Origin of the sequence: Moorena producens 3L, from assembly GCF_000211815.1 — a bacterium.
Taxonomy (GTDB): domain Bacteria; phylum Cyanobacteriota; class Cyanobacteriia; order Cyanobacteriales; family Coleofasciculaceae; genus Moorena; species Moorena producens.
On record NZ_GL890962.1, the window covers coordinates 13,786 to 29,992 of the forward strand.

Annotated in this window: 10 protein-coding genes, 13 tRNA genes and 2 pseudogenes; 16 read left to right on the forward strand and 9 right to left on the reverse strand. The window is 45.2% G+C overall.

The genetic code is table 11. From position 1 onward, the window contains the following. Positions 1 to 40: 40 nt before the first annotated feature. The 6 genes from LYNGBM3L_RS25840 to LYNGBM3L_RS25860 form a co-directional block, all read right to left on the reverse strand. Positions 41 to 5,434 carry a GAF domain-containing protein gene (locus tag LYNGBM3L_RS25840; protein WP_229414716.1) on the reverse strand — a complete coding sequence of 1,798 codons (5,394 nt, stop codon included), beginning with the start codon at positions 5,432 to 5,434 and terminating at the stop codon, positions 41 to 43. Then, positions 5,389 to 5,949, reverse strand: coding sequence for a chemotaxis protein CheW (locus tag LYNGBM3L_RS25845; protein WP_008188418.1), 561 nt, complete (start codon positions 5,947 to 5,949; stop codon positions 5,389 to 5,391). Before LYNGBM3L_RS25845 ends, LYNGBM3L_RS25840 begins: the two co-directional genes overlap by 46 nt. 31 nt (positions 5,950 to 5,980) lie before the next feature. Beyond that, a complete protein-coding gene (locus tag LYNGBM3L_RS25850) occupies positions 5,981 to 6,352 on the reverse strand; it encodes a response regulator transcription factor (RefSeq protein ID WP_008188420.1) in 372 nt (123 codons plus the stop codon). A gap of 237 nt (positions 6,353 to 6,589) precedes the next feature. Beyond that, a complete protein-coding gene (locus LYNGBM3L_RS25855) occupies positions 6,590 to 7,843 on the reverse strand; it encodes a response regulator (RefSeq protein WP_008188422.1) in 1,254 nt (417 codons plus the stop codon). 288 nt (positions 7,844 to 8,131) lie between these two features. Then, positions 8,132 to 8,257, reverse strand: a complete 126-nt coding sequence (locus LYNGBM3L_RS48980) for a hypothetical protein (RefSeq protein WP_267872098.1) — start codon at positions 8,255 to 8,257, stop codon at positions 8,132 to 8,134. Between the two features lie 278 nt (positions 8,258 to 8,535). Continuing rightward, positions 8,536 to 9,279 (reverse strand): urease accessory protein UreF, encoded by a 744-nt coding sequence (locus LYNGBM3L_RS25860; protein ID WP_008188423.1) that lies wholly within the window; start codon positions 9,277 to 9,279, stop codon positions 8,536 to 8,538. 574 nt (positions 9,280 to 9,853) lie between these two features. Here LYNGBM3L_RS25860 and LYNGBM3L_RS25865 point away from each other — a divergent pair. The 15 genes from LYNGBM3L_RS25865 (at position 9,854) to LYNGBM3L_RS42495 (ending at position 13,021) form a co-directional block, all read left to right on the forward strand. Continuing rightward, positions 9,854 to 9,927: transfer RNA gene (locus LYNGBM3L_RS25865), tRNA-Asp, on the forward strand. A gap of 171 nt (positions 9,928 to 10,098) precedes the next feature. After that, positions 10,099 to 10,173: transfer RNA gene (locus LYNGBM3L_RS25870), tRNA-Met, on the forward strand. A gap of 4 nt (positions 10,174 to 10,177) precedes the next feature. Continuing rightward, positions 10,178 to 10,248: transfer RNA gene (locus LYNGBM3L_RS25875), tRNA-Trp, on the forward strand. 4 nt (positions 10,249 to 10,252) lie between these two features. Beyond that, positions 10,253 to 10,327, forward strand: a tRNA-Glu gene (locus LYNGBM3L_RS25880). A gap of 4 nt (positions 10,328 to 10,331) precedes the next feature. Next, positions 10,332 to 10,404 (forward strand) — tRNA-Asn (locus LYNGBM3L_RS25885). 31 nt (positions 10,405 to 10,435) lie between these two features. Beyond that, positions 10,436 to 10,509: transfer RNA gene (locus LYNGBM3L_RS25890), tRNA-Phe, on the forward strand. Between the two features lie 28 nt (positions 10,510 to 10,537). Continuing rightward, positions 10,538 to 10,610: transfer RNA gene (locus LYNGBM3L_RS42485), tRNA-Gln, on the forward strand. A 190-nt stretch (positions 10,611 to 10,800) separates the two neighbouring features. Then, positions 10,801 to 10,874, forward strand: a tRNA-Leu gene (locus tag LYNGBM3L_RS25895). A gap of 4 nt (positions 10,875 to 10,878) precedes the next feature. After that, positions 10,879 to 10,952: transfer RNA gene (locus LYNGBM3L_RS25900), tRNA-Pro, on the forward strand. Between the two features lie 4 nt (positions 10,953 to 10,956). Further along, a tRNA-Leu gene (locus LYNGBM3L_RS25905) sits at positions 10,957 to 11,030 on the forward strand. A gap of 2 nt (positions 11,031 to 11,032) precedes the next feature. Next, positions 11,033 to 11,109: transfer RNA gene (locus LYNGBM3L_RS42490), tRNA-Met, on the forward strand. 365 nt (positions 11,110 to 11,474) lie between these two features. Then, positions 11,475 to 12,110, forward strand: coding sequence for a hypothetical protein (locus LYNGBM3L_RS25910; protein WP_008188427.1), 636 nt, complete (start codon positions 11,475 to 11,477; stop codon positions 12,108 to 12,110). A gap of 54 nt (positions 12,111 to 12,164) precedes the next feature. Beyond that, positions 12,165 to 12,237 (forward strand) — tRNA-Thr (locus LYNGBM3L_RS25915). Positions 12,238 to 12,426: 189 nt separating this feature from the next. Continuing rightward, entirely contained in the window at positions 12,427 to 12,903 is a 477-nt protein-coding gene (ybiA, locus tag LYNGBM3L_RS25920) for a riboflavin biosynthesis intermediates N-glycosidase (RefSeq protein WP_008188429.1), read from the forward strand. A gap of 44 nt (positions 12,904 to 12,947) precedes the next feature. Then, positions 12,948 to 13,021, forward strand: a tRNA-His gene (locus tag LYNGBM3L_RS42495). Positions 13,022 to 13,212: 191 nt separating this feature from the next. Here the strand turns inward: LYNGBM3L_RS42495 and LYNGBM3L_RS25925 are convergent. After that, a pseudogene (locus LYNGBM3L_RS25925) lies at positions 13,213 to 13,533 on the reverse strand (zinc ribbon domain-containing protein); the annotation flags it as partial. Between the two features lie 96 nt (positions 13,534 to 13,629). After that, complete coding sequence (gene ltrA, locus LYNGBM3L_RS25930; RefSeq protein ID WP_008182183.1) at positions 13,630 to 15,327, reverse strand: group II intron reverse transcriptase/maturase; 1,698 nt, start codon at positions 15,325 to 15,327, stop codon at positions 13,630 to 13,632. Between the two features lie 439 nt (positions 15,328 to 15,766). On the opposite strand from ltrA, the gene LYNGBM3L_RS45225 reads away from it, so the two are divergent. Next, complete coding sequence (locus LYNGBM3L_RS45225; protein WP_008188615.1) at positions 15,767 to 15,919, forward strand: hypothetical protein; 153 nt, start codon at positions 15,767 to 15,769, stop codon at positions 15,917 to 15,919. 123 nt (positions 15,920 to 16,042) lie between these two features. Here the strand turns inward: LYNGBM3L_RS45225 and LYNGBM3L_RS50620 are convergent. Further along, a pseudogene (locus LYNGBM3L_RS50620) lies at positions 16,043 to 16,207 on the reverse strand (RNA-guided endonuclease InsQ/TnpB family protein); the annotation flags it as partial.

A 16,207-nucleotide genomic window follows, 5' to 3' on the forward strand; every position in this document is an offset into this window, starting at 1 on the left:
CCTTTTGCCTTGCTAAAATTAATCTTAGCAAGGCAAATAACTACTCAACCTTGAACTGGTCAGCACTGGCTTGAAGATTCTGAGCCATGGCGAGGAGTTCTTGGAAAGAGGTAGAAATTTCTATGGCATCCTCAGAAGTCTTGTTGGCAATTCCTGCAACCTCAGTCATGGTTTGGGTCACTGATTGGAACTCTTCGGTCTGTACCTGGGTTGCTTGGGTAATACCGTCTACGAGCTGGCTGATTTGGCTGGTGGCTTCAACAATGGCATTGAGAGTTAGACGGGTATCTTGTACCATTGCGGTTCCTTGGGCAACCTGTTGAATACCTTTATCCATGGCTGTAGATACCTCAGCAGTACTCTTCTGGATCTCCTGCACCAACTGCTCGATCTCAGTGGTGGCTTCCGCTGACTGACGGGCTAGAGAACGCACCTCATCGGCAACAACTACAAAACCCCGTCCATACTCACCGGCTCTTGTGGCTTCAATGGCTGCATTCAACGCTAGCAATTGGGTCTGATTAGTAAAGTTGCTAATCAGGTTCACTACCCTCGAAACCTTCTGGGAGGATTCGCTCAGGCGCTTGAGCCGTTTGCTGGTTTCTGCCACTGTCTCCCGGATTTCCAGAATTCCATCTACGGTACGGTTCATGGCGGCATCCCCTGCTTGGAGGGTTTGGTTAGCGGTTTGGACTGCCACTTCTACCTGTTGAGCACTCTGACCTACAGCTTCTGTAGAATTAACCATGGTCTGGATGTGCTCTAAGACTTCACCGAGAGCCATAAATTGTTGCTGGGCTTGGGCTGTGAGCAAAGCAATGGAGGATTCCCTGTCAACAGACGTTTGGGCAACTTTCCTGGAGGCTTGCTGGACTTGAGTCACGATCCGGCGCAGGCTTTGTAAGGTGTTGTTGTAGGCATCAGCAATGGTACCTACTTCATTGTTGGTTACCGGAGCTCGGACAGTGAGGTCTCCTTCTAGAGCTGGCCGCACTGCTGAGAGCAACTGCATTACCTCCCGCTGTACCGCTTCTTTGTCGGCTTTCTCCCGTTGTGCGGCATTGGTCAGCTGCTGGGACTGGTTCTGGATTTGTGCCAGATACTCAGCCTGTTGCAGGGCTGCCCCCACTTGCACCCCAATCTGAGCCAGGGCGTTGAGTTCAAACTCTTGCCAGTTACGAGCACCAGTATTTTGGTAGGTAGCCAGTAAACCCCATAAGGTTCCTTCTAGAAAAATTGGTGCCAGCATATAAGCCTTAACCTCATATTGCTCCAAGGTTTCCAGGTAACCGTCAGAATAACCAAAGGTGTAAATGTCATCAACTGCCACGCTTTCACGATTGCGATACCGACCTCCCTGGGTGTCTTGTAGATAAGTATCGGGCCAGAAGGCTTGGATATCCGCTCCCACCCATGGTAACCAACCGGTGGCAACTGCCTCAGCCACAAACTCACCAGTCCAATCAGGATTGAATTGATAGAGGGCTACGCGATCGCATTTGAGCAACTGCCGGACTTCTTGGGTTGTGATACCATAGATTTTAGTTACCTCCCGAGACTGGAATAGCTTACCGACTATTTTGGTTACCCCCTGAGCAATAAAAGCCGCTTTGGTGAGTTGGCTAGATTGGGCTCGCAACTGATCTAGGTAATGGGATCGCTGCAAGGCTAATCCCAGGGAATTACTAATCTGGAGCATGAGGGTGACATCAGTATCTTGCCACTGACGGGGTCCCGTATTTTGGTAAGCCGCCAGCAGCCCCCAGAGCTTTTCACCTTGGAAAATCGGCATAATCAGATATGCCCTGGCTTGGTATTGTTCCAGAGTGTTGATGTAGCAAGGAGAGAAACCAATGGCATAGATGTCATCAACCTGCTTGAAGCGGTCACCTCGGGCGAAGTCCCCACCCTGGGTTTCTTGCAAGCAGGTATCAACATTAGACAGAGAATTAACACTCAGGACTGTAACTGTGCAGCGCTCAGAAGCCGTTGTATCCACCTTCAGGCGGTCGTCTCTTTCTTGTTCAGTGATTAGGGAAAGCCAGCCAGGGGCAACGGATTCCGCCACAAACTCACCACTCCAGTCGGAGTTGAAGCGATAGATCACTACCCGGTCAGCTCCCAACACTTGCCGCAACTCTTTGGTAATGCTCTGGAAGACACTGTAAACATCTACAGACTGGGACAAATGGTTGCTAAGGCTTGCTACTACTCGCTCCCGCACAGCAGCTTGGCCAAGCTGGTGGGATTTGGCTTCTACTTGATTCAGGTAGCTCAATTGCTGTAGGGCTACCCCAAAGTGCAGGGCAATCTGCTTGGCAAAATCAATCTCATACTCCTGCCATTGACGGGGCTGACTGCATTGGTTAATGCACAACAATCCCCACAAATCAGGTCCTTGAAGTAGGGGCACAACCAGATTAGCCCGGACTTGGAACTGAGCCAGCAGCTCAATATGGCAATCGCTCAGTCCGGCATTGTAGACATCAGCAACCGCTTGCACACGTCCTTCGGTATAGTGAGGGGCATACTGTTCACCAAAGCAGTGGTCGGTAACTTTGGTTCCTAGCATGGCATCGTAGCCTGATGCCACATCCTCAGATACCAATTCCCCATCATCAAAGCCAGAGTTAGGGTAAAACCGAAATACACCCACCCGGTCAACCTGAAGAAGCTTGCGAATTTCGATAGCGGTTGTCTTGAAAATGGTATCCAGGTTTCGAGACTGACGGATCTTGTTGATGATTCCAACTACCGCTCGCTCCATCCGTGCGATTTTAGCTACCTGGGTAGATTTTGCCTCTACTTGGGCCAGGTACTCTGTTTGTTGTAGGGCAACTTCAAAGTGTAGGGCAATCTGCTTGGCAAAATCAATCTCATACTCCTGCCATTGACGGGGCTTACTGCATTGGTGAATGCATAAAAATCCCCAGAGTTCAGTTCCTTTACGCAATGGCACCACCAGGTTAGCCCGGACTTGAAACTGAGCCAGCAGCTCAATGTAGCAATCGCTCAGGTCCCCATTGTAGATATCAGCAACTGCGTGTACTCGCCCTTCGACATAGTGGCGGGAATACTTTTGACTAAAGCAATGGTCGTGAATCTTCTTACCCAGCATCCTATCGTAGCCATTGACCACATCTTCCGACACCAACTTTCCATCATTAAAATCGGAGTCAGGGTCAAAGCGAAACAGACCCACCCGGTCAGCCATCAGGAGCTTACGGATTTCTATGGTTGTGGTCTTGAAAATGGTATCCAGTTTCCGAGATTGCCGGATCTTGTTGATTATTTTGACTGCTGATTTTTCTAGGTCTGCAGCCAATAGCAGTTGGCTGGATTTTGCTCGCAGTTGCTCAAGATACTCCGTTTGCTGGAGGCCAACCCCAAATTGTCGGCCCATCTGAGCTAGTATACCCACCTCCATTTTCTGCCAGTGACGAGGGCCATTGTTCTGGTAAGCTGCGAGTAAACCCCACAGGGTTTTCCCTTGCAGAATCGGTACAATCACATAAGCTTTAGCCTGAAATTGCTCTAACAGGTCAATGTGACACTGATCGTAATTAACCAAGTAAATGTCATCAACGGCTAAGGTTTCATTATTGCGATACCGACCGCCTTCGGTGTCCTCCAAATAGGTATCGCGCCAGACTTTTTTAATACTCGGTTCAACTAACGGTATCCAACCGTGTGCCACATCCTCAGCCACAAACTCACCACTCCAGTCAGGATTGAAGCGATACACAGCCACGCGATCGCACTTCAGCTGCTGCCGGATTTCTTTAGTAGCAGTTTGGAAAACATTGTTCAAGTCGGAACTCTTAAGTATCTTATCAAGCAACCGACTGGCTATTTTTTCCCCCTCAACAGCAATATCCAGTTGCTCCGATTTCTCCTGTAGCTGGGCTGCCATGTCCAATTGCTTGAGAATACTACTGAGACGGTCACTGAGTAGTGACAGCAGCACCACGTCACTATCAAGCCAGCGCCGAGGGCGAGAGTTTTGGTAAACGGCAAATAAGCCCCAGAGGTGTTCACCATCAAAGATTGGGGCTATAATATAAGCATTGGTCTGGTATTTTTCTAAGGTTTCAATGTAGCACTGTGAAAAACCAGCGGCATAGATGTCGTCAACTCGCTGTACCTGCTGACTTTTGAAATAGCTGCCCCCTTGTGTCTGCTTTAAATAGGTATCGGTATTGGGGCTGGCAACGGATCCGATTTGCTTGACCGTACAGCGCTTAGAGGACAATAGATCTGGTGATGTCAGGTTAGGATTTTGCTTTTGGTCTTGGAGCAGGCTCACCCAACCCTCTGCAACCGACTCAGCCACAAATTCACCACTCCAGTCAGGATTGAAGCGATAAACCACTACCCGATCAGCCTTGAAAAATAGGCGCACTTCTTGACAAATGTTGCCATGGGCAATATTGGGATCAGAAGACGGTGGAATTGTGGCCAAGATTTGAGCCAAGACCTTTTCCTGCTTCACCTGCTCTCGCCGTCGGGTAAAAGATTCCACTGGCTGTAGACTTAGCCTCAGTTCAGTAACAACTTGGTAGAGCAGACTAATGTCAGCTTCCTGCCATTCCCGGGAACCAGAACATTGCTGCACCACCAGTAAGCCCCACAATTGCCCATCGATCAAAATCGGTAGACTTAAGCTGGCTTTGACCTGGAATCGTTCTAGCAGTTGGAGTTGAAACGGACTCAGAGCCCGGTCATTAATATCATTAAGGGCTACAACTTCCTGTTCCTCGTAGGCTGAGGGATTCTCTGCCCCAAAAGCAATCACTGGTAGGTACTCCCCCTGACTGGGAGTATAGCCACCCACCATCGACTCAACTAGCACTGTACCCCGATTCTCGGACTGGAAGCGAAAAATCAAGGCTCGGTCTACCCGTAAACCCTGACTAACCTCAGTCACTGTGGTTCTCAACAGGGCATCACTAGTTTCTGCTTTGCGCATCTGAGTGGCCAGGTGGAATAACCACTGCCGCTCACCCTTGCAGTGTTGCTCAATATCCACGGCTAGGTGGAACTTCACCCCGGTAGGTGTCCCCTTGCCATTGCCATTACTCGATGATTGATTAAGTTGGGACTTAGAACTGAGTATTTCCTCAGATTGATCAAATTTCTCAAATTGTGGCATAGTTATAGTTTCGGTTTGTTCAACATCTGGTAATGGTAAAATTTCCGACCATGATGGCATCTCAGAGGCAATCGAGTCGGTAGTAACCCTGCCAATCGACTGTTCAATGGGCAGAGTTAGTGACGAGCTTGCCAACCAGTCATAATTGGTTTGATGGGATTGATTTGGTTGATCAAAACTCGTCATAATTGCCCTGATCAATTGCCAGATCTCGGAGGAGGCTAAGTCGAAAAACCTCAAGACTCCCCTCCCCAAGACTCCCCTGCTTGATGTGTCTGCCATAGGGGACACTGAGTAATAGCCGTGACATCCAAGACTGCACCGCCATTCCCAGGTAGGTACCCCAGGACAAAAGGCAGTAACCTAGGAGGAAATAAGCCAGAAGCCGGTGGCTGGAGTTGCTCCAATTCATGTAACTCAATATCATTTACTTGCGACACCACCAAACCCACAGACTGGTCATTGACCTGAACCACTATTGCCACAGGAGATAGGGAAACTTGCCCTTGCTCCGACAAAGGTGGATAGCCAAGCAGCTGGTTTAGGTCTACCAACCAGAGCATTTCTGAGCGCCAATTACCAATTCCCAAAATGCAACTGGGCATTTCCGGCACCAGCAGAACGTCCGGCAGATTCACCCTGATAATTTCTGTAATCTGCTCTAGGGGCAACAGAATACTATCCTCAAAGCCAAGAGGAAAACGCAGCAACCGCACTCGGGTTTCTGGGGTTAGTGGATCTAAATTCAGTAGGTCAAGATTGGTTTGTGTTACCACTGGGTCAAGGGAGTTCAACATTATCTAATACCTAAGACCTAAGACCTAATACCTAAGACCTAATGCCTAACAATTGCTGGATTGTTTGTATTAGTTCTTGTTGGTTTATCGGTTTAGGTAAATAGGCATCAGCTCCCAGCATCGAACCCCAGAGTTTGTCGGCATCAGTTCCTTTAGTTGAGCAAATCACCACTGGGATGGTTTGGGTGTTGGAATTAGTCTTGAGTTCCCGGCACAGTTCAAACCCGCTTTGTCCTGGCAAAATAACATCAACAATCACCACATCTGGTTTCTGGGACTGGAGTTTGATCTGGGCATCCTCACTACTTGTGACACTAACTACCTTGAGACCAGCTTCTCTGAGGTAACCACTTAGCATCTCATTTTCTGTCAAGCTATCTTCAACCAAAAGGACTGTAGTCATAATTTATTTTGAATATAAAAGTATTGAGTATGTTATTTTTTTTTTATATATTATAACTAGTAAATATTATTTATATTATAATATATTTGCCCTGATTTGCAATTTTTTTAATTTACCATAAAAAAAATTAATAATTAGTACTTTAATAGGTATACTCAATTAATTGTGATAATTTTTTATCGAAAGTTCCCTACTCCCTACTCCCTGTTCACTTTGCTAAAGTATTAAAGTAAGTAGTCAACCGGACAGGATATTACGACTAACCCCGAGATACCTTTGTAGAATTGTCAATACCTTTGACCGAGTAATAGGCTTTGCTAAAAAGTCTGTAGAACCGACCATCTTTGCCCGCACTCGGTCTACAATTCCGTCATTACTGGTGACCATAATCACTGGCGTGTCTTGAAACACCGAAACCCGACGAATTTGTGCACAGACTTCATACCCGTTTAAAACTGGCATGACCAAATCCAAGAAGATCAGCTGTGGTTTGCACTTTAGCAAGGTCGGCAAGGCTTTGATGGGGTCTTGAACATTGATAAATCGATAGCCAGCATTGGCAAGAATTTGACTCATGGTCAGCCGATCGATGTGGCTGTCTTCGATATAAACTACCAAGGGACTAGCTGGTAATGTCATTACTGGTCCTCCAAACCTTCGAGCATTTTCTGGCATTGGGTTAGTGGCTTTAGTAAAGTGAGTATCACAGCGCCAGTCCCCAACCTCGATCAGACCCATCACCTGATCTCGGATGTAGGGCATGATTGATTGGGCCAGAGCCAAAAGATTCTGTTTCAACTTGAGAGCTAAATCCCTCAAAGTGCGATCGCCATCCACCAAGGTAGTTAGATTGTGGTAGGCAAGTAATGAGGTCTGCTGTCGCAATTTGTCAGCATCCCAGATCACCGGAGCCAAAGAAGGGGAAATATTTACCAAACCAGCCTGTTGCCAAGGCTCCCAAGCAAGGCTTGCCTGTTGCCAAATCTGATCAGCTCGAATTACTACCAACTTTGAATCAAAGGTTAAATCAGACGTTGAATCAGAGGTTGAATCAATAGTGTCTTGAGGAATCTGCCTGTAAGTTAGTTGCTCTGATGAACCACAGCGGAGTTGTTCCTGCCGTTGGATGATATCGAAAACTATTTCTGTACAGTTGCCAACAACAACCGACCTCATCTGTTTTAGCGGTACTTTCCCCTGTCTGACTAGTTCTGCTAGAGATGGGTAATCCCAATACACCGGCTGAACCGACGATCCCTGACACACAGGAAATGCTGATAGTTCTGGGCAGTGTACAGACAACTGCCGACACCAACGACGAATCGGATGCATTTTACTAGCACCCCCAATCAAACGACCCAAGTGGAAAGAAAGACTCCACTGCTGACCGTGGGGATCTTTAATCTTCAACCGACCAGTCAATTGCGCCTTTGCGCAAGCTTGAATCTGTTGTGCCAGTTTGTCGGTAGTCAATAATTTGTCAGTCGTCATTGGTGTCTCTATGGATATATAGCAATGCCACTAGTAATTAGTAACTATTAACTAACAATTAAAAATGAATAATTAACAAGTAATAATCATAGTTTTATAGCGCCTCTATTAGCACCGATGTTGTCAATAGTTCCTGTTTTAATTAATACCTAGATACCTAGATACCTAGATACCTAGATACCTAGATACCTAGATACCTAATAGGTAATATTGTGAATTATAATATTGTGAATCCTGATATTGTGTATAGTTTTCAGAACTTACGCAGCCACTATATTTGTATATTGTTTACAAAATATCGGGTTTTTCGCCCAGTTTTCCGTAAATCATGGTTTTGTAGGAATGCACCAAACTGGTAATGTTAGCAGACAAGTCAAGCCAAGGTTGTGGAGATGCACCATTATCGAGTTTCACTAACCATAAGCAAAACCCGGTTAGCCAAAATGAAGGTAAATTAGTAGCTGACCTTGATAAATTTTAGCTTCATTAAGGTTGTTTTTTAAATAAAATTAATTAAACTTAACTTTATTTATTCTGGCTTAATCATAACTATGATATAAGTCTTAAGATACGCTAATTGTCGTAGGATACTTTGCTAACTAGAAAATCTAGCATCTCTCAGTAACATCAGCAACAAAATATAGCTAACTTTATTAAGTCTTTAAAAAAAGGATTATTTATTTTCAAAAGAATTAACTGCGAAATAATCGTGTGTACTGAGTTTCGTGAGCCATACTTGCCAGGGCTAATCCCCAGCCACAACTACTTAATTTTTCATCCGCCAAAGTTAAAACATCTTCGGTGGTCAGAGTAAGTCTATGGTTGAGTGCTAGGAGTAGCTGTTGACCAACGGTTTGACCAAGGGGAATCACTTTGACCCCAGCACCGATCACATTAGATGCCCAGCTATGTAAGTAACCTAAGACTGTGGCTGTAATGTCAATGTGCCAGTGAGCAGCCCCAATCCCAAACGCGATCGCATAATTACAGGGTTGACCCACAGCTGATGCTACATCGTGTAGAGAGATTACATTTGCTTCAGAGGTTACATGAGTTCTCTCCACAATGGTTTCACTGGGTGGGTGCAAATCCAGCAGTAACCGCATCAACGAGTTACCCATCTGCCAACTTTGCGTCCGCAATTCAGCAGTTTCCTTAGCAGCACTTACCCAAGCATTCCAGTAGTTCAAACCCTCTAAATCCCCTTTGCCATAACTTTCGTAAGCTCGGACCATAACATAACCTTCTAATCGAATGGCTCCATAGCGCAGTTGATGCTCTAGCCACTGGTGCAGAGTAGCCTGGTTGTGAATCACACCAATATCAACTAAAGTTTCCAAACCCTCAGAATAGCCGTAAGCACCTACTGGTAGTACGGGACTAGCCAGTTGCAAAAGATTCAACAAAGAATTAGGGACTAGGGGATCTAAATGCATTCTTGCTTGTTGCTTATTGCCATAGTGCACTGTCTGTACATCATACCGAATCCCAATCCCACCCTCCTTCAGGATTGAAGAAGAGACCGAAGAGGGGGAAGAGGCACCAGTAACAACTGAGTAACATGTTTCTCCTGATCGAGACCTGCTCGATCCTGTCATCCATTACATCGGTTAAACCATCCCTTGCCCCTCTAGCAATGAGGAGTTACCCCCCTAAATATATATATAGTGTGTATTTTTATCTCAAAACACTACATGTATGGTTTTTGGGACTATCCACATAACTCCTCAAAATTTCCAAAAAAAGTTTGCCCAAACCCTTGACACCGCTTGTAGTATTTATGTAGTATATAAACAGAGCGCAGAGGAAAGAGTCAAAAAGCTCGAATCCAAAAGCTTACACCGAACCTTGACAACTAAATATGTAACATACCTTTTGATTCATGTTTGGATATAACTGTGTTTGCTCATCACGTGGGGATAGACCCTTGGGTTGATTCCCCACAGAGTGAACTCAAAGATTTATCTAAAAGATTGATCTAAACTCCAACGGATAAACTGCTCAAGTCCTGGGGCTGTAGCTCAGACGGTCAGAGCGCCTGTCTGTCGAACAGGAAGTCGCGGGTTCGATTCCCGTCAGCCTCGCTGTCTTGATGCAGTCGCTCATGGGGGAAACCCCCAAGACCGTAATGGTGCGTTTTCCGTAGGCGAATTAAATTCGCCACGGGTCGCACCTCTGCATCGCTCTTTGCAGTCGCTTTTATCGGTTGGAGGTGCAAATCCTGCTCCAATCAGTGACTCCAAGCAGTGACTCCAAGCAGCGTAGCTCAAAGGTAGAGCGTCTGGCTCATAACCAGGTGGGTGCGGGTTCAAGTCCCGCCGCTGCTACCACATACGGAGATGGTGTAACTGGCAACATGACGGTCTCCAAAACCGTTGATCTGAGTTCAAATCTCAGTCTCCGCGCTCCCGTGCCGTAGGCAAATTTGGTTAAGCCGCTTGCCTTTCAAGCAGGTGATTGCGGGTTCGATCCCCGTCGGCACGATGAATGCCCTGTAGCTCAGTTGGAAGAGCAGCGAGCTGTTAACTCGATGGTCGCGGGTTCGATCCCTGCCAGGGCAGTCAGGAGGGGTTTGATCTTTCTCCTTTGTATCCCCCGGTAGCTCAGTTGGGTAGAGCGCTCGCCTGAAAAGCGAGAGGTCGTCGGTTCGATGCCGACCTTGGGGGGCTGTCACTTGCTATTGCAAGTGCTCAATGCCGGATGGACGATTGGCAAGTCGCCGTGACTCTGAATCACGGAGAGGTTGGTTCGAGTCCAACTCCGGCATTCTATTGTTGAAGGTTAAGCAGTTGAAGGTTAACCGGTTGAAGGTTAACCGGTTGTAAGCTTTAACCAAACAACCTACCCTACTTCGGACGCCAAAGGCGAACAACCAAACAACCGTAGGCCTTAAGGCCACGCGATCGCGTTCAACCTTCAAACCAAATCAATTTTGATAGCAACTTGGTATCAAATATGCTCCTGTAGCCCAATTGGCAGAGGCGACCGTTTTAAAAACGGTCAGTTGTGGGTTCGACTCCCACCAGGAGTACTAACGGGGTGTAGCGCAGTTTGGTAGCGCGCTTGCTTTGGGAGCAAGATGTCGCAGGTTCAAATCCTGTCACCCCGACTTTACCCCTGTGATGCAATTGGTAGACATCACTCCCCCAGAACGAGTGTCTTGCAGGTTCAAATCCTGCCAGGGGTATCGCAGGGATGGAGCAAGAGTAGGCTCGCCAGGTTCATACCCTGGAAATCAGTGAGTGCAATTCTCACCCCTGCCACCAATTTGCAGCCATGATGTAATATCATCTCTGGTTGAATACTTATTATTGAAAGTTATTGAAAGGGGTTTGTCAAGTAAAAACTATAAAGTAACAAATAATAAATAACAAATAACAAATAACAAATAACGTAAGCTATCAGCTATCAGCTATCAGCTTATGCGGGATGCTTAATGGGCTTTTTACCAGACTTTCAATTGTCATTAATGTCGAACTATTCAATTCTACCGTTTGTGGGATGCGCACGGTACGCGAACGAAGTTTATTTTAATCTGACGGCTGACAGCTGAGAGCTGAATGCTGACACTAACACCATGGTTGACAAGTGATGAGCTAGGAGATACAAATGAAGAGATAAGGAGGGTAAAATGACAACTATGACTGTCACAGATGCTCTAGCAGAGTTGACCTTGCTGCAAAAGCGCATTGACTCAGCCAGAGCAGCTTTGGACAACAACACCTTAATTTCTGTGGTTGAAGTCGGTCAAGTGCCAACAGGCTTCAAATCACGAGAAGATTATGAGATAAAAGCTAAAGCAGCTTTGCAAAAAGTGGATGCCTTGATTGCCAGAAGGCGGACGATCAAGAGAGTAATTGTCTTATCCAATGCGTCTACAATGGTTACGGTTGCTGACCAAGAGATGACTGTGGCAGAAGCCATTGAGATGAAGATGTTTATCATGTATTATGAAGCAGTTATCGGTACTATGCAGTCAGCATATACTAAAACCCTGAATCACTATAAGACGGCACAAGCACGAGTCAAAGACAGACTTGATAAACTAGCTCTAGAAGTGCTAGGACAGAATGCATCGGTTGGTTCACAGAAGTATCAATCCTTGTCAGATAGCTTTCTAGCTAGAGAAGGGGTTGAACTACTGGATCCTACTAACCTGGCTGAAGAACTTGAAAGACGACAAACCTTTATTGAACAGTTCAAGTCAACAGTTGATCGAGTACTCTCGATCAGCAATGCTAGGACAATGATCGAAATTCCTGATTAAAATGGTGATGCGTGCTGGTCACTCGAAAATCTCTAAATTTATGGTTTTTAAGTAAGATGGATAGCTCAAATTGGTAGAGCATATGATTTGTAATCATTGATTGTTGGTTCAAATCCGACTCCATCTTAAGCTAAATTTAAAGGTCAAAGGTTAACGGTTAACCCTTAAACCTCAATCATCAAACCTTAGCTTATCAACCTTCAAACCATAAAAGTCAACCATCGATAAAATCCAGGGACTATGGTTTTAGGTTCCATAAAACCTTGAGGTTTCCACCTGGCTGAGTGGTCAGCATTCTCATTATTCAGCAACAATTATGACAATCTATTTTTACGGTACTCGCCAAAAACCCTATGGTTGTTTTTCCAACTTCTCCCGACATGGCTTTGAGCTAGATGAATTGTGGTGGGCGACTAGTGAGCATTTCTTCCAAGCCCAAAAATTTGTGACTACTGATTCCTCTTGGTATGACAAAATACGTGAGGCAAAAACACCAAAGGAAGCAGCAAAAATGGGACGCAATCGCTCTCATCCTCTTCGTGATGATTGGGAAAAAGTCAAAGATGAGATTATGCAGCGAGGAGTGTTACAAAAATTTGAAACCCATGGTGATCTTCGCCAGTTACTACTTGCTACAGGTGATCAGCTAATTGTTGAGAATTCACCCATAGATTATTACTGGGGTTGTGGTGCTGATGGTAGTGGGAAAAACAAACTAGGAGAGATTTTAATGACAGTCAGGGCAATATTGCGTGACAAGGAACTTGATGCTAACGATAGCAATCCTAAATAATTAGCACTAAATAATTAGAACTTTGTATTGTTTTAAACAACTTGGTGTCTGAAGCCAAAGTGGTCGCGGCGCTGGTTTGTGGAACCAGTCATAACGGGTTCAAGTCCCGTCAGACACCCTTAGGTGCGACCCGTGGCGAATTTAATTCGCCAACGGAAAGCGCACCTTAAGGAAGATGCCGCCGAGTGGACGGCAATCGGTCTTGAAAACCGTGGTACGGCAGCGATGTTGTAGGGGTTCGATTCCTCCATCTTCCTCTAGCCACCAGAAGCCGAAAAGCGAGGCACTGTGCTGTTGACACTCCCCGGTCTAAAGACGCGGGGATTCTTTGTTCACAGAACCGTCTTGCTCAACCAGGTCGGAACCAGGAAGAGTAGAGGACAGATCTCCCAAAGTGTTCGGATCCAGGATCCAGGTTCCGGTATGCCCTACCGTACCCAAGGCTTTTTGGAGTATATTTATTGCGGCATTGTGGTCTCTGTCTAACTGGCAACCACACTTGCAAACATGGGTTCTAGTTGACAGAGACTTTTTGACCACTTCACCGCAGTCAGAGCAGTTTTGGCTGGTGTAGGCGGGGTTTACTGCAACAGTGATCCTACCAAACTTGGTTCCAAAATGCTCCAACCATTATTAAACTAAGCCAGTGAATCACCCCACTGACTCGTCTTCAGAACCGTGCGTGACATTTTCACATCACACGGCTCCTCATCATAGGAACCATTGTCATTGGTACCTCATTAACGGATTGTCATCTAGACTTGAGGTGTTTATTCTCTTTCCGTGTTTTGCATCGTGGCAGTGTAGGTGTAATAACTCCAGATTCTCATCCTTATTATTACCTCCTAGAGCACGTGGTAAGATGTGGTGTTTTTCTAATAAGTCGCCATCCCTGAAAGTAAGACCACAATGAGCGCATTTCCCTTCTTGCCGTTCTAAAAGCCTTCCCTTCTGAGTGGTCATCTCAGGATGCTTTCTCATTCTGGTACTCCAATAGATTAGGTCTCCATCATAGGGACTTCTTATATCTTGGACTTTCTTGTGTCTGACTATCTCCGTTTTGCTATGCTTCGGGAGAAAATGGTTCACATCTTTCATGAAAGTCCACCTATCCTCATCGATGGTTCCCCAATACTTCTTAGCTACCCAGGTCTTTGATTTATTAGGGTGTCTCCTATATCCCCATCTCTGAAGTTTGTTCCAAAGCCTATACCCTAAACTGTTGAAAGTGTCTTTACTACATACAGATTTGTAATAATTACACCATCCGTTTATAATGGGTTTAAGATGGCTTATTAATGCCTCTTGCGGAGCGGCTCTATATCTGTCTATTACTGATGAGAGCTGCTCATAATGCTCTTTCACTTTTTCCTTGGATGGTTTGATGATAGTTTTGAAACCTTGTTTTGAGTGGTTTTTCCCCGCTTTATATTGTCTGATATTGAATCCTAGGAAATCAAAACCATTAAATGTGTGGGCTATTATAGTTTTACTTGGTTTCAGTTCTAACCCTATATTTCCTAACCATTCGTTGACTATTTGTTGATATTCTACTACCACGTTCTGGTCAGGGTGCATTATTACGAAATCATCTGCATATCTGATTAGGGACAATCCTCTTTTATAATAGGTTTTCTTTCCTTTCACCGAGTTGGCGTGATTCCATACCGCCTGTTCCATGCCATGAAGGGCTATATTTGCTAAAAGTGGGGATATAACTCCACCTTGAGGGGTGCCCTTATCTGTAGGTGAGAATATTCCTTTATCCATCACACCAGCTTTAAGCCAGGACTTAATTAAACGTCTCATGGATGGATAAGTATTTAATTTTTCTAGTAGAGCTTCCTGATTTATTTTGTCAAAGCATTTAGCAATATCTGCATCTAGAACCCATTTTGGTTTATGACATATATTGCTAAATATTGCTTCTATAGCATCGTGACATGAGCGTCCAGGTCTGAACCCATAGGAGTTTGGTTCAAATCTGGCTTCCCATTCTGGTTCTAATGCTTGTTTGGCTAGGGCTTGTAGGGCACGGTCATATATGGTGGGTATCCCTAAAGGACGCTCTTCTTTCTTTCCGGGTTTAGGTATCCATACCCTTCTGGTTGGTTGAGCTTTCTTTAGGATTTTCAGGCTGGCTACTAATTTGAGGCGTTGCTTATTCGTTAAAGCTTTGACCCCATCTATTCCGGCAGTCTTTTTGCCTTTATTTTGTTGAGTTACCCGTCTGACCGCAATCATCTTAGCTGACCATGATTTCATCATGGTCTTTTGTAGCTTTCTTACCACGCGGACATCACCACGTTGTGAGGCTCGGTATATTCGTTTTTGTAACTTAAATACAGTCTTTTCTAGCTTTCGCCAGTTGACTTTATTCCATTCCGACTTTTGGGAGAATCCCAGAGTATTAGACTTTTTCATTACTACTTACGACTATACTTTTTCCTATAACGTGAGTCGGTCAGCGTATCCTAGTTATTACTCTAGGCATTTGCTTCTGACTCAATCTTGCCCTCATCTAACTTGCGGCTAACTACCTACTCAGAATATTCGACCTTTCTGAGAGTATGTATGAGGGTTACTTCGTTCCTGATAACCATTCTGTGAACCTTTAGGGTGATACTATTCACCGGGAAGACTTCTGGGAAATCTTTGAATAATTAGAAAACTATTCAAACCTTCTTCCATTGACTTATTTGTCTGTAGCGTATCAAACCTTATTTCGCTACGTTATCATGACGATGATTCAGACGTATCTTTCTCTCGTACCCGTGGGTTCTTTGCCTGTTACTAACACCTGGTCAGGTTAAGGGTGCTTCACTGTTCGACCCTTGCATTAATCCATGAGTTTGTTAGGTTCATGAATCAGGGTAAGGCTGTCACTCGGATTTCACGAGGGAAGGATTCTCACCTTCATGGTTATCAAGTTGTCGTGGTTCTATTGGACCAAGCGGTTAATCCCCCATACATTCATGGTATGGTTTCTCACCAACGAATCGCACTCCTAAATTGATACCAACCTGCATCATTAATAGACTTAGCCAAGCAGTGGTTTTTAACCAAATTTTTAACCCTCAAATCTTCGTAAGCGACCAAATCGTTAGATCGAACCACGCAACGCGCCGGAGACGAAACCTTAGAAGAGTGCAGCCTTACAACAAAACCTGCCACCTTTGATGCATAGCCTACCAACTATAAAGGCTGCACTCTTCTTGCGGTAACTTCTAACCAGTCTCTTGGCATGTTCTTCACGTTGCCTACTTATTTTGAGGTGTTGTCCTACCTAGTCTATTAATTGCTT

Coding starts and splice junctions, on each gene's coding strand:
- LYNGBM3L_RS25855 (WP_008188422.1), bottom strand. CDS start 7,843: ATGACGACTGACAAATTATTGACTACCGACAAACTGGCACAACAGATT.
- LYNGBM3L_RS25860 (WP_008188423.1), bottom strand. CDS start 9,279: ATGCATTTAGATCCCCTAGTCCCTAATTCTTTGTTGAATCTTTTGCAA.
- LYNGBM3L_RS25910 (WP_008188427.1), top strand. CDS start 11,475: ATGACAACTATGACTGTCACAGATGCTCTAGCAGAGTTGACCTTGCTG.
- LYNGBM3L_RS45225 (WP_008188615.1), top strand. CDS start 15,767: ATGAATCAGGGTAAGGCTGTCACTCGGATTTCACGAGGGAAGGATTCT.
- ybiA (WP_008188429.1), top strand. CDS start 12,427: ATGACAATCTATTTTTACGGTACTCGCCAAAAACCCTATGGTTGTTTT.
- LYNGBM3L_RS25845 (WP_008188418.1), bottom strand. CDS start 5,949: ATGTTGAACTCCCTTGACCCAGTGGTAACACAAACCAATCTTGACCTA.
- LYNGBM3L_RS25850 (WP_008188420.1), bottom strand. CDS start 6,352: ATGACTACAGTCCTTTTGGTTGAAGATAGCTTGACAGAAAATGAGATG.
- ltrA (WP_008182183.1), bottom strand. CDS start 15,327: ATGAAAAAGTCTAATACTCTGGGATTCTCCCAAAAGTCGGAATGGAAT.
- LYNGBM3L_RS25840 (WP_229414716.1), bottom strand. CDS start 5,434: ATGGCAGACACATCAAGCAGGGGAGTCTTGGGGAGGGGAGTCTTGAGG.